Annotated in this window: 27 protein-coding genes; 5 read left to right on the top strand and 22 right to left on the bottom strand. The window is 39.7% G+C overall.

Annotated elements, in window-relative coordinates:
• Positions 1-61: 61 nt before the first annotated feature.
• The 4 genes from OVN23_RS00235 to OVN23_RS00250 all read right to left on the bottom strand — a co-directional run bounded on the left by OVN23_RS00235 (position 62) and on the right by OVN23_RS00250 (position 3289).
• Complete coding sequence (locus OVN23_RS00235; protein WP_173233518.1) at positions 62-601, bottom strand: ClbS/DfsB family four-helix bundle protein; 540 nt, start codon at positions 599-601, stop codon at positions 62-64.
• Between the two features lie 57 nt (positions 602-658).
• Positions 659-1153, bottom strand: coding sequence for a YkgJ family cysteine cluster protein (locus OVN23_RS00240; protein ID WP_173233520.1), 495 nt, complete (start codon positions 1151-1153; stop codon positions 659-661).
• 133 nt (positions 1154-1286) lie between these two features.
• A complete protein-coding gene (gene ptsP / locus OVN23_RS00245) occupies positions 1287-3020 on the bottom strand; it encodes a phosphoenolpyruvate--protein phosphotransferase (protein ID WP_267240030.1) in 1734 nt (577 codons plus the stop codon).
• 5 nt (positions 3021-3025) lie between these two features.
• Positions 3026-3289, bottom strand: a complete 264-nt coding sequence (locus OVN23_RS00250) for a phosphocarrier protein HPr (protein ID WP_000146947.1) — start codon at positions 3287-3289, stop codon at positions 3026-3028.
• A gap of 350 nt (positions 3290-3639) precedes the next feature.
• Between OVN23_RS00250 and nrdH the strand changes: the two genes are divergently transcribed.
• From nrdH to nrdF, 3 genes are all read left to right on the top strand, one after another.
• Positions 3640-3858, top strand: coding sequence for a glutaredoxin-like protein NrdH (gene nrdH / locus OVN23_RS00255; protein WP_000259242.1), 219 nt, complete (start codon positions 3640-3642; stop codon positions 3856-3858).
• A gap of 80 nt (positions 3859-3938) precedes the next feature.
• On the top strand, positions 3939-6098 hold the full coding sequence (nrdE, locus tag OVN23_RS00260; RefSeq protein ID WP_267240071.1) for a class 1b ribonucleoside-diphosphate reductase subunit alpha: 2160 nt from the start codon (positions 3939-3941) through the stop codon (positions 6096-6098).
• Positions 6099-6285: 187 nt separating this feature from the next.
• Positions 6286-7248, top strand: coding sequence for a class 1b ribonucleoside-diphosphate reductase subunit beta (gene nrdF / locus OVN23_RS00265; protein ID WP_023939068.1), 963 nt, complete (start codon positions 6286-6288; stop codon positions 7246-7248).
• On the opposite strand, the gene OVN23_RS00270 is transcribed toward nrdF, so the two are convergent.
• The gene (locus OVN23_RS00270) at positions 7245-7391 is read right to left on the bottom strand and encodes a hypothetical protein (protein ID WP_023933379.1); all 147 of its coding nucleotides are present in this window, start codon (positions 7389-7391) and stop codon (positions 7245-7247) included. The two genes, nrdF and OVN23_RS00270, sit on opposite strands and share 4 nt — an antisense overlap.
• Positions 7392-7579: 188 nt before the next feature.
• Between OVN23_RS00270 and OVN23_RS00275 the strand changes: the two genes are divergently transcribed.
• The gene (locus OVN23_RS00275; protein ID WP_164226247.1) at positions 7580-8341 is read left to right on the top strand and encodes a DeoR/GlpR family DNA-binding transcription regulator; all 762 of its coding nucleotides are present in this window, start codon (positions 7580-7582) and stop codon (positions 8339-8341) included.
• Here the strand turns inward: OVN23_RS00275 and OVN23_RS00280 are convergent.
• From OVN23_RS00280 to OVN23_RS00345, 14 genes are all read right to left on the bottom strand, one after another.
• Entirely contained in the window at positions 8331-8498 is a 168-nt protein-coding gene (locus tag OVN23_RS00280; RefSeq protein WP_181949285.1) for a hypothetical protein, read from the bottom strand. The two genes, OVN23_RS00275 and OVN23_RS00280, sit on opposite strands and share 11 nt — an antisense overlap.
• A 125-nt stretch (positions 8499-8623) precedes the next feature.
• Positions 8624-8881: a DUF3884 family protein gene (locus OVN23_RS00285; RefSeq protein WP_267240072.1), complete on the bottom strand. Its 258-nt coding sequence runs from the start codon at positions 8879-8881 to the stop codon at positions 8624-8626.
• A gap of 41 nt (positions 8882-8922) precedes the next feature.
• Positions 8923-10329: a 6-phospho-beta-galactosidase gene (lacG, locus tag OVN23_RS00290; protein WP_267240073.1), complete on the bottom strand. Its 1407-nt coding sequence runs from the start codon at positions 10327-10329 to the stop codon at positions 8923-8925.
• 214 nt (positions 10330-10543) lie between these two features.
• Complete coding sequence (locus OVN23_RS00295; protein WP_267240074.1) at positions 10544-12235, bottom strand: lactose-specific PTS transporter subunit EIIC; 1692 nt, start codon at positions 12233-12235, stop codon at positions 10544-10546.
• Complete coding sequence (locus tag OVN23_RS00300; RefSeq protein WP_262078539.1) at positions 12235-12552, bottom strand: PTS lactose/cellobiose transporter subunit IIA; 318 nt, start codon at positions 12550-12552, stop codon at positions 12235-12237. Before OVN23_RS00300 ends, OVN23_RS00295 begins: the two co-directional genes overlap by 1 nt.
• Before the next feature lie 35 nt (positions 12553-12587).
• On the bottom strand, positions 12588-13424 hold the full coding sequence (locus OVN23_RS00305; RefSeq protein ID WP_164226244.1) for a PRD domain-containing protein: 837 nt from the start codon (positions 13422-13424) through the stop codon (positions 12588-12590).
• A gap of 234 nt (positions 13425-13658) precedes the next feature.
• Positions 13659-14639 carry a tagatose-bisphosphate aldolase gene (gene lacD / locus OVN23_RS00310; RefSeq protein ID WP_267240075.1) on the bottom strand — a complete coding sequence of 327 codons (981 nt, stop codon included), beginning with the start codon at positions 14637-14639 and terminating at the stop codon, positions 13659-13661.
• Between the two features lies 1 nt (position 14640).
• On the bottom strand, positions 14641-15570 hold the full coding sequence (locus OVN23_RS00315) for a tagatose-6-phosphate kinase (RefSeq protein WP_267240076.1): 930 nt from the start codon (positions 15568-15570) through the stop codon (positions 14641-14643).
• 10 nt (positions 15571-15580) lie between these two features.
• Positions 15581-16096: a galactose-6-phosphate isomerase subunit LacB gene (gene lacB / locus OVN23_RS00320; protein WP_001216913.1), complete on the bottom strand. Its 516-nt coding sequence runs from the start codon at positions 16094-16096 to the stop codon at positions 15581-15583.
• Between the two features lie 30 nt (positions 16097-16126).
• A complete protein-coding gene (gene lacA / locus OVN23_RS00325) occupies positions 16127-16552 on the bottom strand; it encodes a galactose-6-phosphate isomerase subunit LacA (protein WP_000029277.1) in 426 nt (141 codons plus the stop codon).
• A 163-nt stretch (positions 16553-16715) separates the two neighbouring features.
• The gene (locus OVN23_RS00330; RefSeq protein ID WP_267240077.1) at positions 16716-17612 is read right to left on the bottom strand and encodes an aldose 1-epimerase family protein; all 897 of its coding nucleotides are present in this window, start codon (positions 17610-17612) and stop codon (positions 16716-16718) included.
• 203 nt (positions 17613-17815) lie between these two features.
• Positions 17816-19291 carry a PTS galactitol transporter subunit IIC gene (locus OVN23_RS00335; protein ID WP_267240078.1) on the bottom strand — a complete coding sequence of 492 codons (1476 nt, stop codon included), beginning with the start codon at positions 19289-19291 and terminating at the stop codon, positions 17816-17818.
• Between the two features lie 47 nt (positions 19292-19338).
• Complete coding sequence (locus OVN23_RS00340) at positions 19339-19644, bottom strand: PTS sugar transporter subunit IIB (protein WP_000590549.1); 306 nt, start codon at positions 19642-19644, stop codon at positions 19339-19341.
• 38 nt (positions 19645-19682) lie between these two features.
• Positions 19683-20159, bottom strand: coding sequence for a PTS sugar transporter subunit IIA (locus OVN23_RS00345; RefSeq protein ID WP_000521974.1), 477 nt, complete (start codon positions 20157-20159; stop codon positions 19683-19685).
• A 180-nt stretch (positions 20160-20339) separates the two neighbouring features.
• Between OVN23_RS00345 and OVN23_RS00350 the strand changes: the two genes are divergently transcribed.
• Positions 20340-20537, top strand: coding sequence for a hypothetical protein (locus tag OVN23_RS00350; protein WP_267240079.1), 198 nt, complete (start codon positions 20340-20342; stop codon positions 20535-20537).
• An 80-nt stretch (positions 20538-20617) separates the two neighbouring features.
• On the opposite strand, the gene lepA is transcribed toward OVN23_RS00350, so the two are convergent.
• The 3 genes from lepA to recN all read right to left on the bottom strand — a co-directional run bounded on the left by lepA (position 20618) and on the right by recN (position 24917).
• On the bottom strand, positions 20618-22441 hold the full coding sequence (gene lepA, locus OVN23_RS00355; RefSeq protein WP_001047207.1) for a translation elongation factor 4: 1824 nt from the start codon (positions 22439-22441) through the stop codon (positions 20618-20620).
• 78 nt (positions 22442-22519) lie between these two features.
• The gene (locus OVN23_RS00360; protein WP_000133350.1) at positions 22520-23248 is read right to left on the bottom strand and encodes a metallophosphoesterase family protein; all 729 of its coding nucleotides are present in this window, start codon (positions 23246-23248) and stop codon (positions 22520-22522) included.
• Position 23249: 1 nt separating this feature from the next.
• The gene (gene recN / locus OVN23_RS00365; protein WP_267240080.1) at positions 23250-24917 is read right to left on the bottom strand and encodes a DNA repair protein RecN; all 1668 of its coding nucleotides are present in this window, start codon (positions 24915-24917) and stop codon (positions 23250-23252) included.
• Between the last annotated feature and the right edge of the window lie 2 nt (positions 24918-24919).

Below are 24919 nucleotides of genomic sequence, written 5' to 3' on the forward strand. Positions count from 1 at the left end.
TTTGATTTTCATTGAGTATTACGTTTAAAAGAACTCATTCTTGCAATTTCAAAAAGTCCATCTATCCCTTACAATTCTTCCGATGAGCTTTGAGTTTTTTCAGAGCCCAATCATAGTGGCTTGACGTGCTACTAACAAAGTAGGAACCTAGACTTGTCCCACCCGTCCACTTATAGACACCTTTGGTAAAGAGTTCGTCATTGCTAAAAACTTCTATCAACTCTAAAACCTCCCTATGTGATTGTTCTAGGAGTATAGTCGCTTCTTCTAAGGAGGTTTTCTGGTGCTTCTTCCAAAAAGCGACATTCATTTCTCGATAAGTTTTCCAATTATAAGGTTCAGGGAGAAAAGGTCTTTCGTGACCTTTTTGATTAGAATAAACCCAAGTCAAAAGCAACTGATGCCATTCATAAAGATGGATCAAGACATCCCGTAGATTTTTATCCCTTTTCCAGTGAGCTTCTTTTTTCTTTGGGTCTCTTGAAAAATCAAATGGAGTCTGTAGCTCATCTTCACTTAGTTGGGAGATGAAACGATTGAGCTTTTCATAGTTTTCCTTAGAGGCCAGCATTAGATCCTCTTTTGTTTTCGGTCTAGGCACAGGAGTACTCCCTTCATATTACTAGTTATTATTAGAGATTTTTTATCCTTTAAATCTCTACAACTTATCCTTTAATTTCTCAACAAAGAGATAGGCTGCTGGACAGGTCAAGGTATTCTTAATCGTCAAATGGTTGATTTGATGGATCTTTTTGCGGTCAGTATGAGGGAATTCACGACAGGCCTTTGGACGAACGTCATAGATAGAACAAAGGTTATCTCCTCCTAAAAATGGGCAGGGCATGGATTTGAAAACCTTATCTCCATCTTCATCTACCTGCAGAAACTCCGCTTCAAAAGCTGGTAATTTCATCTTAAAATACTTGGCAATTCGTGTAATATCCGCTTCTTTAAAGTCGGGTCCCAAAGTCTTACAACAGTTGGCACAGGCCGTACAATCAATCTCCGCAAAGACTTCTTGGTGAATCTGCTGGGCTATCTTGTCTAGGTTTTTAGGAGGTTTTTTCTTTAAATCGGCTAAAACTTTGCGATGTTCCTTCTGCTTTTGTAAAGCTAATTGGTGGTAATACTCAATATCAATTTCTTTAGACATGGTTTCTCTCTTATTCTAATTACTTTCCCCTATTATACCATGCCTCTGAACCATTGAAAAGTGGACTTTATAGGACTATACTTTTCCAAAATGTAGCAAAAAACCTTGCAACTAGGTTACAAGGTTAATCACATTAATCGAAGTTAACGTATTCTTTTTGAAGTTCAAGGACTTCTTCCATTGTTGAACACTCTGTAAGGGCACGGTTAGCGTACTCTTCCATCTTAGCAGCGTCCAATTTCTTCATCAAGCTACGTGTACGAAGGACAGATGTTGCTGACATAGAGAATTCATCCAAGCCCATTCCGACAAGAAGTGGAACAGCTTTTTGGTCACCAGCCATCTCACCACACATACCAGCCCATTTACCTTCAGCGTGAGCTGCCTTGATAACGTTGTTAATCAATCGAAGGATTGATGGGTTATATGGTTGGTAAAGATATGAAACTTGCTCGTTCATACGGTCTGCTGCCATTGAGTATTGGATCAAGTCGTTTGTTCCAATTGACATGAAGTCTACTTCTTTTGCAAATTGGTCTGCAAGCATGGCTGCTGCAGGAATTTCAATCATGATACCAACTTGGATGTCATCCGCAACTGCAACACCTTCAGCAAGAAGATTTGCTTTTTCTTCTTCATAAACTGCTTTAGCTGCACGGAATTCTTTCAAGAGGGCAACCATTGGGAACATGATACGCAATTGACCATGAACAGAAGAACGAAGAAGGGCACGGATTTGTGTACGGAACATTGCATCTCCAGTTTCAGAAATAGAGATACGAAGGGCACGGAATCCAAGGAATGGGTTCATTTCGTGTGGCATATCGAAGTAAGGAAGTTCCTTATCTCCACCAATATCCATTGTACGAACAACCACTGGTTTACCATTCATTCCCTCAAGAACAGCCTTGTATGCTTCATACTGCTCGTCTTCTGTTGGGAAATCTTGAGAATCCATGTACAAGAACTCTGTACGGTAAAGTCCAACAGCTTCTGCACCGTTGTTGTTAACACCTTCAACGTCTTTTGGAGTACCGATGTTAGCAGCCAACTCAAAGTGTTTACCGTCAGCAGTCACTGTTTGAGCATCTTTCAAAAGTGCCCATTCAGCTTTTTGTTTAGCATAAGCTTCACCAGCTGCTTTAAATTCTGCCGCTTGTTCATCTGTTGGGTTGATAATCACTTCACCAGTAATTCCGTTAACGGCAAGGATATCACCGTCTTTGACGATTTCAGTGATGTTATTTGTTCCCAATACAGCTGCAATTTCAAGTGTACGTGCCATGATAGCTGAGTGGCTTGTACGTCCACCGATGTTGGTTACAAAAGCTTTTACAAAGTTTTTGTCCAATTGAGCTGTATCAGATGGTGTCAAGTCATGTGCAATCACGATTACTTCTTCATTGATAGAAGCTGGGTTTGGCAATTTCTTACCAAGAAGGTTTGCCAATACACGTTTTGTCACGTCGCGGATGTCCGCTGCACGTTCTTGCATGTATGGGTTGTCTTCCATACCTTCAAAGATAGTGATGAACATGTCAGTCACTTCTTTAAGACCTGCTTCTGCATTGACTTTCTTAGCACGAATTGTTTCTTTAATCTGACCAATCAATTCTGGGTCAGAAAGAACCATCAAATGAGCGTCAAAAACTTGAGCCGCTTCTTCACCAAGCGTACCTACAGCTTTCTCGCGGATAAGAGAAAGCTCGTTTTGAGAAGCTTCAAGAGCAACATCCAAACGAGCCTCTTCTGCGTTTGTATCTTCGACTGAAATAGTCTCGAATGACAAATCCGGTTGAACGAGTAGATATGCTTTTGCAACTGCAACACCGTCAGATGCTGCGATTCCTTTAAGCATTTCTGTCATTTCCCTTATGCCAATCCTTCTTTTTCCATTGTTTCTGAGATTGCAGCGATAGCGTCATCTGCATCTGCACCTTCAGCTGAGATAGTTACGTCAGCACCTTGGCCAACACCAAGACTCATAACACCCATAATTGATTTAAGGTTAACTGATTTACCTTTGTACTCAAGAGTGATATCTGAAGCAAATTTGCTAGCAGTTTGTACCAACAATGTTGCTGGACGTGCGTGAATACCTGTTTCTGCCACTACGTGGAAATCTTTAGAAGCCATAGTTTGACTCTCCTTTTGTTCTTTCTTTTTTTGAGTTATATGTGATAACCCTTACAATTTGGTATTATACCATCTTCTAGGATTTTTTTCAAGCATTTTCTGGATTTTCCTTCAATTTCCTTTCAGATAACTTGCTGAAAATCTTCTGTCCTAGATAATAAAACACAGGATATAGTTTCTTTAAAAACGATTTATAGGATAATCATTGCTATTTTATAAAGCAAACACTACATATTGTGTTTTGTGAGCTTGACTAGAAAAACAGACCACTATATTTAGTTTAAATCATTGACAAATTTTTATTTTCTGATATACTAAGATAGTATTAAATTTTGAAGAGGAGTTACACAATGGTAACCGTTTATTCTAAAAACAATTGTGTCCAATGTAAAATGACCAAACGTTTCTTGGACAGTAATAACGTTGAATATAAAGAAATCAATCTTGATGAGCAGCCTGAGTACATCGATCAAGTCAAAGAACTCGGTTTTAGCGCAGCTCCTATTATTCAAACACCAACTGAAGTCTTTTCAGGTTTCCAACCAGGAAAACTGAAACAATTAGCATAATCTTAGTACATCATCCAGAAGAAACTGCTTCTAGGCCTAACTTAGAAGCCTTTCTTTTGTAATTAGATAAGGGAAATTTTATGGGATTAAAACATCTTGAAGACGTGACTTACTTCCGTCTCAATAACGAAATCAACCGTCCTGTTAATGGACAAATCATGCTTCATAAAGATAAGGAAGCCTTGGATGCCTTCTTTAAAGAAAATGTCGTTCCAAACACTATGGTTTTTGATTCAATTAAAGATAAAATCAACTACCTCATTGACCACAACTACATCGAAACAGCCTTTATCAAGAAATACCGTCCAGAGTTCTTGGAAGAATTGTCACAATTTATCAAAGACCAAAACTTCCAATTCAAGTCTTTCATGGCTGCTTATAAATTTTACAATCAATATGCCTTAAAGACTAATGACGGTGAATATTATCTTGAAAGTATGGAAGACCGTGTCTTCTTTAACGCCCTTTATTTCGCTGATGGGAATGAAGCTGTTGCAATCGATATTGCCAATGAAATCATCCACCAACGCTACCAACCTGCTACTCCTTCCTTCTTGAATGCTGGACGTGCTCGTCGTGGGGAGTTGGTATCTTGTTTCTTAATCCAAGTGACGGATGACATGAACTCTATCGGACGTTCTATCAACTCTGCCCTTCAACTTTCACGTATTGGTGGTGGTGTGGGAATTACCCTCAGCAACCTTCGTGAAGCTGGTGCACCTATCAAGGGGTATGAAGGAGCAGCTTCTGGTGTCGTACCAGTTATGAAACTCTTCGAAGATAGCTTCTCTTACTCAAACCAATTGGGGCAACGTCAAGGTGCTGGGGTTGTCTACCTCAACGTCTTTCACCCAGATATCATCGCCTTCCTTTCAACTAAGAAAGAAAACGCCGATGAAAAAGTTCGTGTCAAGACCCTTTCACTTGGTGTCGTTGTACCAGATAAATTCTACGAATTGGCTCGTAAAAATGAAGAAATGTACCTCTTCAGCCCTTACTCTGTAGAAAAAGAATACGGTGTGCCATTCAACTACATCGATATTACTGAAAAATACGATGAACTAGTTGCAAATCCAAATATTCGCAAGACAAAAATCAAGGCGCGTGATTTGGAAACTGAAATCTCCAAATTGCAACAAGAGTCTGGCTATCCTTATGTCGTCAACATTGATACGGCCAACCGTGCAAATCCTATTGATGGTAAGATTATCATGAGTAACTTGTGTTCTGAGATTCTTCAGGTCCAAGAACCAAGCTTGATCAACGATGCTCAAGAATTCCTTCAGATGGGAACGGATGTTTCATGTAACCTTGGTTCAACCAACGTGGTCAACATGATGACTTCACCTGATTTTGGTCGTTCTATCCGTGCTATGGTTCGTGCTTTAACTTTCGTTACAGATAGTTCACACATCGTAGCTGTTCCTACCATCGACCACGGAAATAGCCAAGCTCATACCTTTGGTCTTGGTGCCATGGGACTTCACAGCTACCTTGCTCAACAACTCATTGAATATGGATCGCCTGAGTCTGTTGAATTTACAAGCATCTACTTTATGCTTATGAACTACTGGACCTTGGTTGAATCAAACAATATTGCGCGTGAACGTGGTATCACCTTCCACAACTTTGAAAAATCAGACTATGCTAAGGGAAGCTACTTCGACAAGTATGTAACTGGCGAATTTATTCCAAAATCAGACCGTGTTAAAGAACTTTTCAAAGATGTCTTTATCCCAAGTGCTGCTGACTGGGCTGAACTTCGCGACAAGGTTCAAGCAGATGGTCTTTACCACCAAAACCGCCTTGCTGTAGCGCCAAATGGTTCTATCAGCTATATCAACGACGTTTCTGCTTCTATCCACCCGATTACGCAACGTATCGAAGAACGCCAAGAGAAGAAAATTGGTAAAATCTACTACCCTGCTGCTGGCTTGTCTACAGAAACCATTCCTTACTACACTTCTGCCTACGATATGGATATGCGTAAAGTCATCGATGTTTACGCTGCTGCGACTGAACACGTGGATCAAGGACTTTCACTCACCCTCTTCATGCGTAGTGACATTCCAAAAGGCCTTTACGAATGGAAGAGGGAAAATAAACAAACGACACGTGACTTGTCCATCCTTCGTAACTATGCCTTTAACAAGGGAATCAAGTCTATCTACTACGTCCGTACCTTTACAGATGACGGTGGAGAAGTCGGTGCTAACCAATGTGAAAGCTGTGTAATTTAGTTTCTAGCATAGAAACACTATTTTTCCCTAAGCAGCACTGATAAAATCAAATCTACTAGGTCATAACATAATTTATGTAACATTTTAAAAGTCGGGCTTCCGACTTTTTGTGCGATACTCCTATAGAATTATGGTAAAGTAGAAATAATTGTGAGTTCGCAATACTAAACACAGAAAGAGATTTTAAATGGAAACTTACTACAAAGCCATTAACTGGAATGCCATCGAAGATGTCATCGACAAATCAACTTGGGAAAAACTGACGGAGCAATTCTGGCTCGATACACGTATTCCCTTGTCAAATGACTTGGATGACTGGAGAAAGCTATCTAACAAAGAGAAAGACTTGGTCGGAAAAGTCTTTGGTGGTTTAACCCTTCTGGACACCATGCAATCTGAAACTGGGGTTGAAGCCCTTCGCGCAGACATCCGTACACCACATGAGGAAGCTGTTTTCAATAACATCCAATTTATGGAATCTGTTCACGCTAAATCTTACTCTTCAATCTTTTCTACCTTAAATACTAAGGCTGAGATTGAAGAAATTTTCGAATGGACCAATACCAATCCTTACCTACAAAAGAAGGCTGAGATTGTCAACGAAATCTACCTCAACGGTAGCCCACTTGAAAAGAAAGTTGCCAGCGTCTTCCTCGAAACCTTCCTCTTCTACTCTGGTTTCTTCACTCCCCTCTACTATCTCGGTAACAACAAACTAGCCAACGTTGCAGAAATCATTAAATTGATTATTCGTGACGAGTCTGTTCACGGAACCTACATTGGTTACAAATTCCAACTTGGTTTCAATGAATTGCCTGAAGAAGAGCAAGAAAAACTCAAAGAATGGATGTACGACCTACTCTATACTCTTTATGAAAATGAAGAAGGCTACACAGAGAGTCTTTATGACGGTGTTGGTTGGACTGAAGAGGTTAAAACCTTCCTTCGCTACAATGCCAATAAAGCTCTCATGAACATGGGACAAGATCCACTTTTCCCAGATTCAGCTGAAGATGTCAACCCAATCGTTATGAACGGTATTTCAACAGGAACTTCCAACCATGACTTCTTCTCTCAAGTCGGAAATGGTTACCTTCTTGGCGAAGTTGAAGCCATGCAAGATGATGACTACAACTACGGTTTGGACTAATACTCTTCGAAAATCTCTTCAAACCACGTCAGCTTCGCCTTGCCGTAGATATGCTCACTGACTTCGTCAGTCTTATCTACAACCTCAAAACTGTGTTTTGAGCAACCTACGGCTAGCTTCCTAGTTTGCTCTTTGATTTTCATTGAGTATAATTCTCCACCACTCTTAACTATCAAAAAGTAAACTTGAAACAACAAAATAATAATCTAATAAAATATCGAAGTTTTGAAAACAAACCTCGATATTTTTGTTTTTGTTTTATTTTGTTGTTTTTGTATTTGAATGATGAGCTAGTTTATGGTAAGATAGTAGTAGGAAACGAGGTGATAATATGCTCAAGCAAGAAAAATTAACCAAAATTTTAGAGATAGTAAATAGTAAAGGAACCATAACGGTTAAGCAGATTATGGACGAAATAGCCGTTTCAGATATGACTGCAAGGCGCTATTTACAGGAATTAGCTGATAAAGACTTGCTGATTCGTGTGCATGGTGGAGCTGAAAAACTTCGAACCAACTCCCTTTTGACTAATGAGCGATCAAATATTGAAAAACAAGCCCTCCAAACGGCAGAAAAACAAGAAATAGCCCGTTTTGCAGGCAGTCTAGTAGAAGAAAGAGAAACTATTTTCATTGGACCAGGAACAACATTAGAATTTTTTGCGCGTGAGTTACCTATTGACAATATCCGCGTCGTGACCAACAGTCTACCTGTTTTTCTGATTTTAAGCGAACGAAAATTAACAGATTTGATTTTAATAGGTGGAAATTATCGCGAAATTACAGGTGCTTTTGTTGGCACATTGACCCTACAAAATCTCTCTAATCTCCAATTTTCTAAAGCTTTCGTTAGCTGTAATGGTATTCAAAACGGAGCTCTAGCTACTTTTAGCGAGGAAGAGGGAGAGGCTCAACGCATCGCTTTAAATAATTCTAATAAAAAATATTTGCTCGCAGATCATAGTAAGTTCAATAAGTTTGATTTTTATACTTTTTATAATGTATCAAATCTTGATACTATTGTTTCAGATTCTAAACTAAGTGATTCAATCCTTTTTGAGCTATCTAAACTTACTAAAGTCATCAAGCCTTAATCAACTGAAAGATTCTGGGTAACAACTCAATTTCAGAAGTAAATCTTCCCACAATAAAACGCATAGTATCAAGGTTTTCAACACCTGATATTATGCGTTTTTCTGCGTTAAAGACTTTTTGCCCAATTGCTTTATCTGCAACCTCAAAGCTATGCATTGAGAAACCTGCGACTCGCTTTCTAGTTTAAAGTTGCTCTTTGATTTTTATTGAGTATAAGCAACGTGATTAGATAAAAGTTTTGCAGAGTACTAGATATAAGATTTAACTTTTTTGGAAATTGGTTACGATTGTTGAAACGGCATAAAATCTGAATCAAAGGAGATATTATCCCGTTCTTCAGGATTGATAAAATTTAAAAAGATATTTTTAAATTCTTCCAGCTCATAATCTGAATGACAAATCCATTCTTTACCGGTCGAGACATACCATTTCCCAAGTTTTTTCAGCTCCTCACTAGTCAAACAAGGTATTTGAGAACATTTATCAAAATTGATAATATAAACTTTTTCATAAATAGATTGGATAAAATTTTTGAACATCTTTTACCTCACTAAAATTCTATATCTAATGACTCATTCTACTACTCAATCACTTGAGTTTCCGCTACTTTCTTGTACCAGTGAGCTGATTTCTTCGGATAACGTTCTTGAGTTTCAAAGTCTACATAGAAAAGACCGTAACGTTTCTCATAACCGTTTGACCATGAGAAGACGTCCATCAATGACCAGATGAAGTAACCTTTTACATTAGCGCCATCTGCAATCGCATCAGACAAGACTTCCAAGTGTTGTTTCACATAATCAATACGACCATCGTCGTAAACAGTATTATCAACGAACTCATCTTTATAACCGAGTCCATTTTCAGTGATGTAGATTTTCTTATAGTTCGGATAATCTTTCTTCACGCGCATGATTTGGTCATATAAACCTTGAGGATAGATAATCCAATCCCAGTCCGTGCGTGGCACATAATCAGGTGCTACACGACGACCAACACCTTTGATTTGGTACTTAGAGCTTCCTTTCTCACCCTTACCATTATGGATGATTTCAGTTTCGCCATCAAAGGCTTCCATCCAGTCACTCATATAGTAGTTGATTCCAAGGAAATCATTCAAGTCTTTTGCTGCTTCTAATGCTGTAAAATCTTCTTCACGAAGATCCAAGCTACCACCATTGGCAGCCAAGATAGCCTCTACCCCTGCCAGGCTCTTTTCAGAGTAGTGACCCAGATAAGTTGCATCCAAGATAAATTTATTGTGAATAATATCTTCCAACTCTGCCGCAATAACATCTGCAGGATTTTGAGGATCCAAAGGATACTTAGTTGGCAGAGCGTGAACAACACCAATTTCACCTTTATAACCTTTATCTTTATATAGCTTGACTGCACGTGCATGAGACACCATCATATTGTGGTGCGATTGGAAAACTTTGGCAAGGTCGTACTGAATACCTGGAGGGAATTTCCCAACTAAATATTGACCATCACCAATTGGCCCAATTTCATTAAAGGTTGTCCAATAGTTTACTTCTGGAAATTCTTCAAAACAGAAGGCCGCGTAGTCTACAAAGTGTTCAATATTTTCACGATTTAAGAAGTCTCCATTTGAGTGGAGAGCTTCTGGCGTGTCAAAGTGATGAAGAGTTACAAAGGGCTCAACATGACGTTTGTGACACTCTGCAAATAAATTATGATAAAACTCAACACCTTTAGCATTTACTTGACCGTAACCAGTCGGGAAAATACGTGACCAGGCAATAGAAATTCGAATGCCATTGACACCATACTCTTCTGTTAGCTTAAGGTCAACTGGGTATCGATTGTAAAAATCACTGGCTGGTTCTGCAGTGTACCAGTAGTTATCTTCAAGATATTTATCCCAAGCAACTGGTCCTTTTCCATCAGTATGTGTAGCACCTTCTGCTTGATAAGCAGCTGTTGCGCCACCAAAAATAAAGTCTTTTGGAAGTGTTTTTGTCATTTTTTTCACCTATTTCTTGATTTAAATAAAGTAAAAGTGAGAGGAGAGGAGTCAGTGAGCCATCCTTCTCCATCTCACTTCTTGTACCAAGTCACCGAATTGTGACATGAGGAGGTAAAAACGATATCTTTTTACCGACGAATTAACAAGGCGATTAGGAAATTCGCCATAGCGATTTCCGTAACGATAGGAGACTGTTTCACAGTCCCTATCGTTAATCGAATTGAGCTTGTACAAATGCAAGAGCACCTTTTCCATCACGGGTTAATTTGATGTATTGAGCGCCTTCTGTCTTGGCAAGTTTAATACCGAGTTTATCTGTTTCTGCTTTCATGTCTTCAAAGTTTGAAGCAACTTGAGGAGCAAGGATAACTAGATCAAACTCTGGTAACATTTCACGGTGAGCACCATAGCCACCTGCTGCTGCTTTAACAGGAACATTGTATTCTGCAGCTGCCTTGTTCAAAGCATTTGCAAGGAGACCACTTGTACCTCCACCAGCACAGAGAACGAGGACATTTGTTTCTTCAGTGATTTTATTTTGTGCTGCTTCTACACCCGCTTTTTCAAGAATAGCATCCGCTTTTGCAGTGTTGAAGTTTGCAGCAACTTTGTCTTTCAATTCATCATTAGACTTACCTGAACGCTCTTCTTCAAGAATTTGTTCATCATAGACTTTAAGGAATGGATAGTAAATGACTACGTCAACTACGATTAGAAGAGCAGCAAGAATGAATGATAGAACTTGGAAGTTTGTACCAAGGACAATCCCCAAAGGTCCAGGAGTAACCCATGGAAGGTTGGCAGTAAATGAGTTCATGCCAAGTGTTTCGATAAAGAACTTAAAGATCCATACGTTTGCAATTGGTGCAAAGATGAATGGGATAAAGAAGATTGGGTTCAAAACAAGTGGTGCACCAAACAAGATTGGTTCATTTACACCAAAGAAAGTTGGAACTACTGAAGCACGACCGATTGCACGGTTACGTTTTGATTTTGTTAACCACATGAACATGAATGGAACAACCAGTGTCGCACCAGTACCACCCATGGTAACGATAAACATTTGTGTACCAGAAGTAAGAATCTTATCAGCGTGCATACCTTGTTGGAGAAGGTTCAAGTTGACTTCGGCATTTGCATAGGTAATAGCTGCGATAGCAGGTTCAACGATAGATGGACCATGAATACCAACAAACCAGAAGAAGGCAAAGGCACCAAAGATAATGGTAATACCAAGATAGCCATCAGCTGCAGAGAATAATGGTGCAAAGAATTTACCGATTGATTCTGCTACACTAGCACCCACAAAATGACGTGCTAGTAAATCAAGAGCATAAAGAGAAACCACTGATAGAGTGAATGGAATCACATCTTTAAAGACTTGTGAGATATTTGGTGGAACTTCGTCAGGCATGCGAATAGTGACATTGTTCTTAACACAAACCTTATAGATTGCTACAGTAACAAAGGCTGCTAGGAAGGCTGAAAGCAAACCTTTTGTTCCGAGGAATCCTGTTGCAAAGCCACCTTCAATTGGATCAGCTGCCAACATCAATAATCCAACAATAGCTGCCAACAGAGTTGACATATAGTTGATTTGATTGGTTTTCTCCATGCTCCGGTTTACTGAGTCGGTCAGTGATTTAGCAGTCGTACCAGCTAGCAAAAGTGCGAGAATACCCATAGAATAGCTATAAGGTTTCATCAATAGAGCCACTACTTCATCAGACCATTTAAAGCCCCATGAGTTTGGTACAAAGGCAATCAAGATAAAAATACTTGAGAAGAGAATAACAGGCATACCTGCAATGAAACCATCACGAATAGCACGAAGATAGATATTACGAGATAATTTCTCAAAGAAAGGTTTTCCTTTCTCAATAAATGTAATTAGTTTATTCATTATTTAACTCCTCTCTTGTACAGTTCAATTAAATGGTGCATCAAATCTTTTAACAAGATAGTTGTCATTAAGTGGTCTTGGCCATGCATCATGGTTACACTATAAGCTAAGTCATCACCTGAAGCTTCCTTAGTCAATAGACTTGTTTGCGCGTGGTGAGCTTCAGCAATACAAGAACCAGCTTCCTCAACTAAGCTATCCACTTTTGCAAAATCACCAGCTTCAGCAGCTTTCAAGGCTTCCAATAGTTTTGAACGAGCATCGCCTGCATAGGCTACGATTTCAAAACCTAACAATGTTACTTCTTCTCTATTCATGATAGAATTCTCCTTATGTATTTTTAATTAAATTTTTATGACAATAAACGTTGGATATGTAGAACTAGATAAACTCGTTCACTTTTATACAAATCAAGACCCGTATGTTGCGTAATCACATCATAGATCTTGGAGCCAATCTCGAACGCTTTTGGATAGGATTGATTGATATGCTCTTCCATATCCAGAAGTGATTGGTTATCATCTCTAGATCTGTCTAAATAATCCAAGAAATAATTCAGATGAATCATAAAGCGATCATAGAAATGGGTATTCTCTTTGGTTCGTTGAATTGCATATTCCTTTAGAACTTCCTCAACATTCCTGAGAATTTCTTTCCTCTTATCAATCGACTCCACAAGTTCCACTTCATTTTCACCTTCAGCATTAATGAAATGATAAGCAATCCGAATAATTTCGTCCTCAGGAAAATGATCCGCTAACTTCTGGCGGTAAATTTCAAATGCTTCATTTGCGATTTGAAAAGCGACAGGATACTTAGCGGAAATATCTGGCAGATTACTATCCTTGTACCTTCCTTGTGCTAGAGCTTGGTAAGAACAGTAAATATGATCTGTCAAGGTTACATAGAGATACTCTTGAATTGGATAATGATATTTCTTTGATAGCTTATCAATGATTTCATAGGTCACTGTGATAAAATCAAGCGGAACATCTTTGAGGAGAGACATAAAGTTTTCTCTGGACTCTTCGGTCTTCATCCGAAAGATTTTCTCAACCTGATTTTCAGCAATCAAATCCCCTTTCTTCTTTCCAAATGCAATCCCCTTACCAATCACAATCACTTCTTCTCCTTTATCATTTCTGACAAGAGAGACATTGTGATTCATTGGATTTAGAATTCGATACATGTCAACCTCCTTTTATATCTTAAAGGTATATGAGTACAAAAAATGACCACAAATGAACTAGAAAATCAGCCGATTTCTAATTCACCTGTGATCATGCCTAATATTACTTAGTAACACTCACCTTGTATTAACTTGTGATTTAAGTATAGCACAAGTAAGTTATTTTGTAAACCTTTACATACAACTTTTTTTAAAAATTTTTTAGATTCATGTTCTTAAACTAGGAGGGCTTTCTTACACGCGTTCTTTCCATGAAGTCGCTGTTGTTTGAAGAACTTTATTGAGTTCGTCAATGTTTTCAAAACCAGTTGTGCGAAGCCATTCGCGAGCTGCTGCTTCACCATCTTTGATGTAAGCTTCAACTGATCCAGCCCATGTAGCACGGCCACAAAGAACTCCGTTAAAGTTTGCACCTGATTCATGAGCAAATATAAGAGTATCTTGGAAAAGTTTAGCTGATACACCAGCACTCAAGTAGATGTATGGCAAGTTAGTTGCTTCATCTTGTGCTTTGAAGAAGGCTGCTGCTTCTTCACGTGTATAAACTACTTCACCTTCAGCGAAGCCTTCAACATATTTAATGTTAACAGGAACTTCTACTTTCAAGACATCAATGTTAAAGCGTGGGTCTGAGAAGACTTTCATAGCACCGATAACTTTGTGTGGTTTTACTTTAGCGTATTCTACAGAACCTGCGTCAGCAATTTTTTCATCGTAAGCAAGGATTTCAAGGAAGAATGGGATATCTTCAGCCACACACTCAGAACCGATACGTTCGATGTAAGCTTGTTTTTCTTGGTTGAGTTCGTCTGAGCTATCTACGTCATAGTAAAGCAAGAATTTAACTGCATCTGCACCTTCTTCTTTAATACGTTTTGCAGACCAAACATCCAAGCAGTCTGGCAAGCGTTTTGTGCTTGTTGTGTCATAACCTGTTTTTTCATAAGCAAGGAGTAGACCAGCTTTTTCATCAAGAGCTTTAGTTGCTGGAAGTCCATACTCAGGGTCAAGAAGCATAGATGATGCGTATTTAGTCAATTCATCTGCTACCAAAACTTTCAGTTCTTCCATTTGAGCTACAGTTGGTTCTTCTGTTTGGTGTTGAGCCATGAGGCGTTTCAAAGCACCACGTTGGTCAAATGCAAGAGCTGAGATGATACCATTTTCATCAGAAAGTTTTTCTAAGCGTGCACGTTTTTGTTCTGTTAAAGCCATTTTATACCTCTTTTACTATTAATTGATCATATAGAGCTTGATAGTTGGCCATGTTGACATGACCAGTCATTTTTTCTTGAGCATTGAGCATACCAAGGACATTTGCCTTGATGAGTAATTCTGCATCCGATTCTTTGTGAAGAAGTCCTGAAGAAATTCCTGCCACAGTAGAGTCTCCAGATCCAACAGGATTTACCACCTGAATTCTAGGAATATCTACCTTGTAGAAAGTGTCACCATGTTTGGCAAAAGTACCGTTGGCACCAAGTGAAACGATAATCCATTCAATCCCTGCAAACAAAGGTTCTTGAAGGACTTCTTTTAATTCATCCAAATCCTCAGAAACTTCTCTTCCAAGAAGCTGAGACAATTCCTCATTATTTGGTTTGATGACTGTTGGTTTATATGGTGATTCAAGAACAGCCTGAAGTGCTGCACCAGAGCAGTCCAAGACAACAGGCTTGCCAGCTTGATTAGCAAGTTCTACCAAACTCGCATAGTAATCAACTGGAAGACCAGCTGGTAAACTACCTGAGATAGCTACTACTTCAACCGAGTCCAGGAGATTTTTGAAATGTTCCAAAAAATCTTGACCTTCCTGTTCCAATACTACCGGACCTTTTTCAAGAACTTCTGTTTGGTTGTCTCCGTGGAGAATAGCGATACAGTTACGAGTTTCTCCCTGAATAGAAAAGAAATCTTTCTTAACATTATCATCAATATTTTCAACTAAAAATTCACCAAGTTTGCCACCAACTAAACCAGTAGCAAGAACTGAATCTCCAAATTCTGAAAGTACTCGAGTAACGTTTAGTCCTTTACCACCCGCAGTTTTGGTTACATCCACCACACGATTGACAGTATCAATCTTCAACTCATCCAAGGGATAGGAAATATCAATGGATGGGTTCATTGTGACTGTTAAAATCATAGGTCACCTCTTAGTCGTGGTATTCTCCACGATCCCATTTTTCAAGGAATTCAGTGAAGAAGTTTGCATCTGTTTGTTGAGCATTATGACTTTCAACGTGTTCAATTTTCGCAATCAATTTTTTGTTTTCTTCAGATGGTTTGTATTCAGCATGGATGAAAGCTTCGATGATATCACACATGAGCAATTCACCAGTAATCTTACCACCAAAACCAATAACGTTGGCATTCAATTGCTCTTTAGCATAAAGTGCTGTTGTCATATCACGAACCAAGGCAGAACGAACACCTGGAACTTTATTTACAGCGTTGTTGATACCAACACCAGTACCACAGATACATACCCCAAGATCAGCTTGACCGCTAGTTACAGCTTCCCCTACTTTTTTACCAAAGATTGGGTAGTGAGTACGTGTATGGTCATATGTACCAAAGTCAATGACTTCATATCCTTTTGATTTCAAAAATTCTGAAACCGCCATTTTTTCATCTGTTACGATGTGGTCACATCCAATTGCAATTCTCATTTTTAACTTACCTTTCTTACTGTAATCTAATTAGCACATTTTGTTCAACATATCGACCCGAATTTGGTGACGTCCACCATCGTATTTACCGTTAACAAATCCTTTAGCGATGTTTTTAGCCAATTCATCACCAACAAGTTGTGCACCCATAGTGATCATACGTGAGTTGTTGTGGCCACGAGTCATATAAGCTGAACGTTCGTCAGATACTTCTGCAGCAACCATTCCTTTGATCTTAGTTGCAACCATAAATGGACCAGCTCCATAAGCATCAATCACGATACCAAGGTTTTGTTCTTCTTTGTTTACTTCTGCAGCAACAGCAAGAGTCACATCGACAAAGTCTTGACCTTCAGCTGTAACATCCACAACGTGGAAATTTTCTTTTTCTAAGAAGTCTTTCACAACTTCTTTCAATCTCAAACCTGCAGCATCTGCACCGATAACAATAGACATATTGTATACTCCTTTTTATTTTTTCTATGCTGGATTCCAGCAGTGTATTGGCTGTCTTTAAAAAACAGTCAATTAGTCCTCACAAACATAATATACTACTATTGTTTGAAAAAGTCAACAGTTTGTGTTTGTTTTTGTTATTTATTTTTTACTTTTTACTTTTTTATAAAACTTCTATCTCAAACCCTATTTCTTCAACCTGATTGGCTTCTAAGAGACGAACATTCTTCTTATCTTCTAAATGATCTCCTTCTTCAAGGGATGTTGACAAGCCAGACCATGGCTCAAAGGCAATGAAAGGCCCCTTGTTCAAAGTTGACCAGATGATGAGGTTTGGAAACTCTGCAAAGTGCACTTTCAATCCCTTATCATGTTTACGAGAACGAAGGGCAATTGTTCGAGATTGCAATTCATCCAAAGTCACTGCATCTGTGCTGAAAAGATCATAGCTTAGGTCTAATTCTTTTTGATTCTCTAACCATGGACTTCTATCTTGAAAATCCAACATACCTGTTTCTGGGAAAGGACGTGGAACAGAGCAAGTCTCTTCTTTCTCAAACTCTATATAGTAATCTTCGTAGACTTCATCATCAAGTAGAGGACAATTAAATCCTGGATGTCCACCAATAAAGTAAGGCATGACCTTGCTAGTTTCTTTATTGAAAATCTTGTATTGAGTCCGTACTGTTTTACCAGTAAGGCTATAAGTGATTTCTAGGCGGAAATGATAAGGATAGTTTTGATAGCTATTCTCATCGTCTTCAATTGCAAAAGTTACACTCTTGTCTGTCTGTTCAACTAATTCAAATTCTTTCTTACGAACCAAACCATGACGAGGAATCTTTCCTTTACTTTCTTGCCCCTTCTCATCTATATAGAGGGCTGTATCCTCTCTCAATGAACCACAAATAGGGAAGAGAACAGGAGCTTGTCCACTCCAATAAATAGCATCTCCTTGCCACAAATACTCGAGACCTTCCGCATCTTTTATAGAAGAAAGAGCCCCACCAAAACTGTTAAATTGAACTCTTAATTGTTCTGATTTTAATTCAATTACCATTATTTTCTCCGATTTCTTGATAGTTTATAAAAAACTAGGTTGTCACTCCTAATGGTATGACAACCTAGTTTCAACAATTTACACTCTGCGAAAATCCAATTCAAACTTCGTCAGCGTCGCCTTGCCGTACTTTAGTACAGCCTGCGGCTAGCTTCCTAGTTTGCTCTTTGATTTTCATTGAGCTTACATTTTATAGGAGCGCATTATTTTGCTTTTGCTGCGTACTCTTCGTTACGTTTAATCATTTGTTTTCTGTACCAAGCAAAGATACCGATATAGAATACAAGGAAGACTACTGCACCAAGGATTGCTTTGATATCACCTGTTGTAGTGTTACCAATTGTCCAACCAAGAAGTTTTTCGATTGGTCCTTCAAGAGTTGAGTGAGTAATCAATTGAGTTTCACTCACACCTGCTGGGAAGGCACCTACACCTTTAGCAAGTTCTGTTGCAAATGGTGCGATAAGTGTACCTGAAAGAAGGAAGAGTGGCAACAAGAGTGTTCCAAAGATAATCATACGGAGCAATTTACCACGTGTTACAACCAAGAGAGCTGGAGTAACACCCATAGCGATGATACCTGCAAGTGGCAAGATACCATTTCCGACTTTTGAAAGAAGCACAGCTTCAACCAACATGATTGGTGCAAGTACGTTAGCACAAGCCCAGATTTCAGCACGACCAGCGATGAAAGGCCAGTCAAGACCGATGTTAAATTTACGTCCTTGAAGACGTTTAGTAGCAACGTTTGTAATACCTTGTGATAGTGGTTCTACGGCTGCGATGAACCATGAACCGATAAGTGAGAAGAGTTCCAAAGATACACCGGCAGTCAAACCAAGAGACAACCATCCTCTGATAACAAGACGCCATTTATCTGCATCTTCAACTCCTGCAATTGGATGTGGAGTTCCCATAATACCGATAACGATACCAAGGATGAAACCGATGAAGAATTTAGATCCCCAGAAACCGATTTTCTTGTTCAATTTTGCGGCGTCAAAGTCGTATTTATCAAGACCTGGGAAGAATTTTTCAAAAATCTTATCCAAAACCATGATAACTGGGTTCATCATGTAGTTCATGTGAGTTGATGTCATTGGTGATGAACTTGGAGCGTTAAGAAGGTCATCAAATGTAGGTTTCATCAAGTCAGAGTTGATAATTTTCAACACACCAACAAGGACGATAGCTGCTGTAGCAATAAAGAGTGAAACCCCTTGACTCACACCGTTGTTATCTGCATACCATTTAATCAAAAGACCTGTGATAGACAAGTGCCAGATATCGAAGATATCAACGTCAAGTGTATCTGTTTTCTTCATAGCAAGCATCACTATGTTGACAATCAACATGATGAGCAAGAAGTAAAGTGTCCAAGCAGATCCCCAAGTGATTGTTGCAAGTGGTGCCCAACCAACGTCAGTGATACTCAATTGGATACCAGTGTTTTCAACGAATTTTGCTAGTGATGCTGAGAAAGCAGTGTTTAGCATACCGATGATGGCACCGATACCTGTAAGAGCGATGGCAAGTTTGATACCACCTTCAAGCGCTTTGGAGAATTTCACTCCAAAAAGTAAAGCCAATACTGTCAAAATGATTAACATGATGACAGGTCCACCCATATCTAAGATGGGGGTGAAAAAGCCTTTGATTAGGTCAAAGATTGCATCCATAACAGTTCCTCCCTTTTTTATGTTATATGAATGTTAACAAATTAAAATTAGCTTAACCCGTGTTCTTTAATGGCTGCTTCAATATTGTCAAATACTGGAGCACTCATAGCTGGGATACGGAATAAGATTGGTCCAGCTTCGATAACTGGAATACCTGGGTCAAAACCAAGGTCTGTCGCAGCAATTGGTGTGAAGATGTCATAACCTTTGATAAGGTCTTCGTTAACGTCTTTGACCATGACTGCATCACAGTGCACATCGTAACCACGGTTTGAAAGTTCTTCTTCAAGAGCACTTTTAATTTGGTGGCTTGAGTTAACACCTGCACCGCAGGCAGCAAGAATTTTAATCATATGGATCTCCTCCGATTTAATATTTTTAATAGACAAGATTAAGCGATTGCTTCAGCGATATAAGCATAGAGGGCTTCTGGTTCAGAAATTTTTGATAGGTCTTCAAGATGACCATTTCCTGTGAAGAAGTCCATCAACTGAGCAAGAATATTCGTTTGACTTGAACTTGAGTTATTAATGATAAAGAAGAGTAAAGATACTTCTACTTCCTTATCTGGCGCAATCATATTGTGGAAAGTCACCGGTTTTTCTAATCGAACCACTACAACTTTCTCCGCTAAATTATGAACAATATCTGTATGAGGAATAGCCACATTCGGCAAATCCTTACCCAAAAATTCCATATCTAAGCCAGTTGGAAATGACTTTTCACGCGTGATCAAGGCTTCACGATAGGTCGGAGTTACAATTTCTCGTTCTTCCAATAAAGTTGCAACCTGATCAAAGAGATGTTCTTGATTATCCGCTTCTAAGCAAAACACAAGGTTTTTGTCAAAGAAATGATCTAATCCCATAAGGTTTTCCCTTCTTTCCATTAACTTTATGCCATAAGTATAACACTATATGAAATCGTTGTCAATAGTTTTCTGTTGATTTTTGTCTCTTTTTTTATATTTTTGTTGTGTTTATAGTTTGTTATATAAAAATAAACACACAAACAAATACTCCGAGCATTTTTTCTGTTCTAATACTCAATGAAAATCAAAGAGCAAACTAGGAAGCTAGCCGCAGGTTGCTCAAAACACAGTTTTGAGATTGTAGATAATACTGACGAAGTCAGCTCAAAACATGGTTTTGAGGTTGTAGATGAAACTGACGAAGTCAGTAACCATACATACGGCAAGGCGACGCTGACGTGGTTTGAAGAGATTTTCGAAGAGTATAAAAACTAAAAAAGCAGACCATTAAAGCCTGCTTTACTATTGATTCTTATATAAATTTCCTGTGAAGAAGGAAATGCATTCCTGATAACTTATTCTTCATCCATGCTCAAGACGCTGAGGAAGGCTTCTTGCGGAACTTCTACTGATCCGATAGCTTTCATACGTTTCTTACCAGCTTTTTGTTTTTCAAGGAGTTTACGTTTACGAGAAACGTCACCACCATAACATTTGGCAAGTACGTTCTTACGAAGGGCCTTGATATCAGTACGAGCCACAATCTTGTGTCCAATAGCTGCTTGAATTGGCACCTCAAATTGTTGGCGAGGGATAATTTTCTTGAGCTTATCAACGATGAGTTTCCCACGCTCGTAGGCAAAGTCCTTGTGAACGATAAAGCTGAGGGCATCCACCTTGTCTCCATTGAGAAGGATGTCCATTTTGACCAGCTTAGATGGGCGATATTCTGACAATTCGTAGTCAAAACTTGCATAACCACGTGTCGAAGACTTGAGTTTATCAAAGAAGTCGAAGACGATTTCAGCAAGTGGAATTTGATAGATAACATTGACACGGTTATCATCAATATAGTCCATAGTCACAAAGTCCCCACGCTTACGCTGAGCCAGCTCCATTACTGCTCCGACGAACTCCTGTGGTACCATGATTTGCGCCTTAACATAAGGTTCCTCAATGGTCGCAATCTTAGTTGGGTCTGGGAACTCAGATGGGTTAGACACATCCATAGACTCACCGTCGGTCAAATTAACCTTATAGATAACGGATGGAGCTGTCATGATGAGATCGATGTTGAACTCACGCTCCAAACGTTCTTGGATTACATCCATATGGAGAAGTCCAAGAAATCCACAACGGAAACCAAATCCAAGTGCCTGCGATGTTTCTGGTTCAAACTGAAGACTGGCATCATTCAGTTGCAATTTTTCAAGGGCTTCACGCAGGTCATTGTACTTGTTTGATTCGATTGGGTAAAGACCCGCAAAAACCATAGGATTCATCTGCTTGTAACCATGTAATGGCTCTGCCGCAGGATTGGTTGCCAAGGTAACGGTATCACCCACACGGGTATCCTGAACCGTCTTGATAGAAGCCGCAATATAACCAACATCACCAGTCGCAAGGAAATCACGACCAACTGCTTTGGGTGTAAAAATACCGACTTCGGTCACATCAAAGGTCTTGCCATTACTCATAAGCTGAATCTTATCACCAGGTTTGACCACTCCGTCCATGACACGCACTTGGAGAATAACCCCACGGTAAGCATCGTAAACTGAGTCAAAAATCAAGGCCTTAAGTGGCGCCGTCACATCACCTGTTGGAGCTGGCACTTTTTCTACGATTTGCTCGAGAATTTCTTCGATACCAATACCAGCCTTGGCAGATGCTAAGACTGCTTCACTGGCATCCAAACCAATGACATCTTCAATCTCTGTACGCACGCGCTCTGGATCTGCAGCTGGCAGGTCAATCTTGTTAATGACTGGCATGATTTCCAAATCATTGTCCAAGGCCAGATAAACGTTGGCAAGGGTTTGAGCCTCAATACCTTGAGCGGCATCGACCACTAAAATAGCACCCTCACAGGCAGCGAGTGAACGTGAAACTTCATAGGTGAAGTCCACGTGCCCCGGCGTGTCAATCAAGTGAAAAATATAAGTTTCCCCATCTTTAGCAGTATAATTCAGCTCAATGGCATTGAGTTTAATGGTAATCCCACGTTCTCGCTCTAAATCCATGCTATCCAAAAGCTGGGCCTGCATCTCACGACTGGAAACTGTCTCTGTCTTTTCCAAAATGCGGTCTGCTAGAGTTGATTTCCCGTGGTCAATGTGGGCGATAATAGAGAAGTTACGGATCTTCTCCTGTCGTTTTTTCAATTCTTCTAAGTTCATGATTCTCTTCCTTTCAGGGTATCTATTTATTATAAATTGTTTTTGATATTTTGACAAGACCATACCCTGCTAGGAGTACTAATCTTCAGCGACAAAGCCGTCATTTTCGATAAAGTGGTGTTCTGTCATTCCTTGGTCTGTAAAGACAATTCCGTGAAGGACACCACCATAGACAGCTCCTCCGTCCATCCCAATCTTACCATCTTCTGTAGTCCAAAGCTCAGCTGTACCTCGCTCTTGCTTCAGCAAACCATAAACCGGTGTGTGACCAAAGACAATGGTTTTCCCAGTATGATTTTCTGCTTCGTGGAATGGCTTTCTAAGCCAGACTTTCTTATAATCTGTAGTTTCATGCCAGTCATCCAATGTCAAATCAATACCCGCATGTACAAAGATATACTTGTCTGTCTCTACCACAAATGGCATTTGACGAATAAATTCGACCAGGTCTGCCGCTTCAGTGGCAACACGCTTGGCATCCTCAACTCCATCAACTGGTGCATCCAAGGGACGACCTAGGATAGAATTAATGGTTGTATCTCCACCATTACGACGATAGTGGTCATAACTTTCTTCTGGGTCATCTAGCCATGTCAAAAACATATACTCGTGGTTTCCTGACAAACAGATAGCACCTTGATTATCAACCAAGTCCTTAACCATTTCAAGGACACGGCGACTATCTTCACCGCGGTCAATCAAATCCCCTAGAAAGAGCAACTGGGTCTGACCATCCCATGTTTTGAGAAGGTCTTCTAGCATTCCAGCTTTTCCATGAACATCTCCAATTACATAATAATCTGTCATCTTATTTCTCCCTGTTTCTCAACAATTCTCTGGCTTGCGTCAGAGCTGCTTCCGTCACATCATCACCTGCCAACATCTTGGCAACTTCCTCCACTCGCTCTTCAACCGTCAAAAGACGAACAGTCGAAACTGTTGAATGGTCATTGCTAATCTTCTCAATAAAGAATTGATAATCCGCAATCGCAATCACTTGTGGCAAGTGGGAGATAGCCAGAACCTGCCCATGCTGGCCAATCTTGTGAATCTTCTGTGCAATAGCCTGAGCTACACGGCCTGAAACTCCTGTATCCACCTCATCAAAGACAATGCTGGTCTTACCTTCTTTGCGAGAAAAGGCAGACTTGATGGCTAGCATGAGACGGGATAATTCCCCACCAGATGCAACCTTAACCAAGGGTTTAAAGTCTTCTCCAGGATTGGTTGAAATGTAAAATTCGACCATTTCATTGCCCTCACGACTGAATTTACCCTTGCTAAAACGAACTTGAAACTGGGCTTTTTCCATATAAAGATCTTGAAGCTCTTGTTTAATCTCTGCTTCGAGCTGCTGAGCCAAGTCATGACGAGCAGATGCAAGTTGACCTGCCAAATCAACAAGATTGACTTCCAATTTCTTGAGCTCTGCTTCCATGTCCTCAGACGAAAGGTTATTACCTGTCAATAGATTGTATTCTTCTGTAATTTTAGCAAAATAAAGCAAGACATCGTCTACAGTCCCACCATACTTACGGGTAATAGTGTGAAGGAGGTCCAAACGATTCTCAACCTGCATGAGGCGATTACCATCAAAATCAAGGTCCTCAATAATAGCTTCCAAACGCTTGCTAATATCTTCTAAGACATAGTAGGTCTCAGACAGTGAGCTTGAAATCTCACGGTATTCAGGGTCGTACTCTTCGACACTTTCCATGTCATTCATGGCCGAACGAACATTGGCCAGACTCGAGAACTCTTCATTGTCTAACATACTGTAGGTATTGGTCAGTGTATCCGCAATATTTTTATGGTTGAGCAGTTTATCACGCTCTTGATTGAGAGCCAAATCTTCTCCAGCCTGCAAGTTTGCTGCCTCAATCTCTGCCATTTGAAATTCCAACATTTCGATACGTGCCTTGTGTTCCTGCTGGTTTTTCTTGACTTCCAGAACCTGCTTGCGCATTTTACGGTAGGCATCAAAACTCGTTTGATAGGTTTCTTTCAAGTTCCAAAAAGCTACATCACCAAATTCATCCAACATCTGGATATGCAGTTGAGGGCGCATTAACTCTTCTTGGTCATGTTGACCATGAATATCTACTAGATGTTGTCCAATAGCCCGCAAAACAGACAGATTAACCATCTGGCCATTCACACGGCTGATACTACGACCATTTTGCAAGATTTCCCGACGGATGATAATTTCATCACCCATTTCCAAACCTTGCTCATCAAAAATTTCCTGTAAAAGGCGACTATTCTCAACTGAGAAAAGCCCCTCTATCTCTGCCTTTGGCGCACCATGACGAATAACATCTGTCGTCGCACGAGCTCCCAACATCATATTCATGGCATCAATGATAATCGACTTCCCTGCACCCGTTTCACCAGTCAGGACAGTCATCCCCTTTTCAAAATTGAGGGAAATAGCCTCAATAATGGCAAAGTTTTTTATCGAAATTTCAAGTAACATAT

The organism is Streptococcus sp. Marseille-Q6488, assembly GCF_946902925.1.
In the GTDB taxonomy this organism is placed as follows: Bacteria; Bacillota; Bacilli; order Lactobacillales; family Streptococcaceae; genus Streptococcus.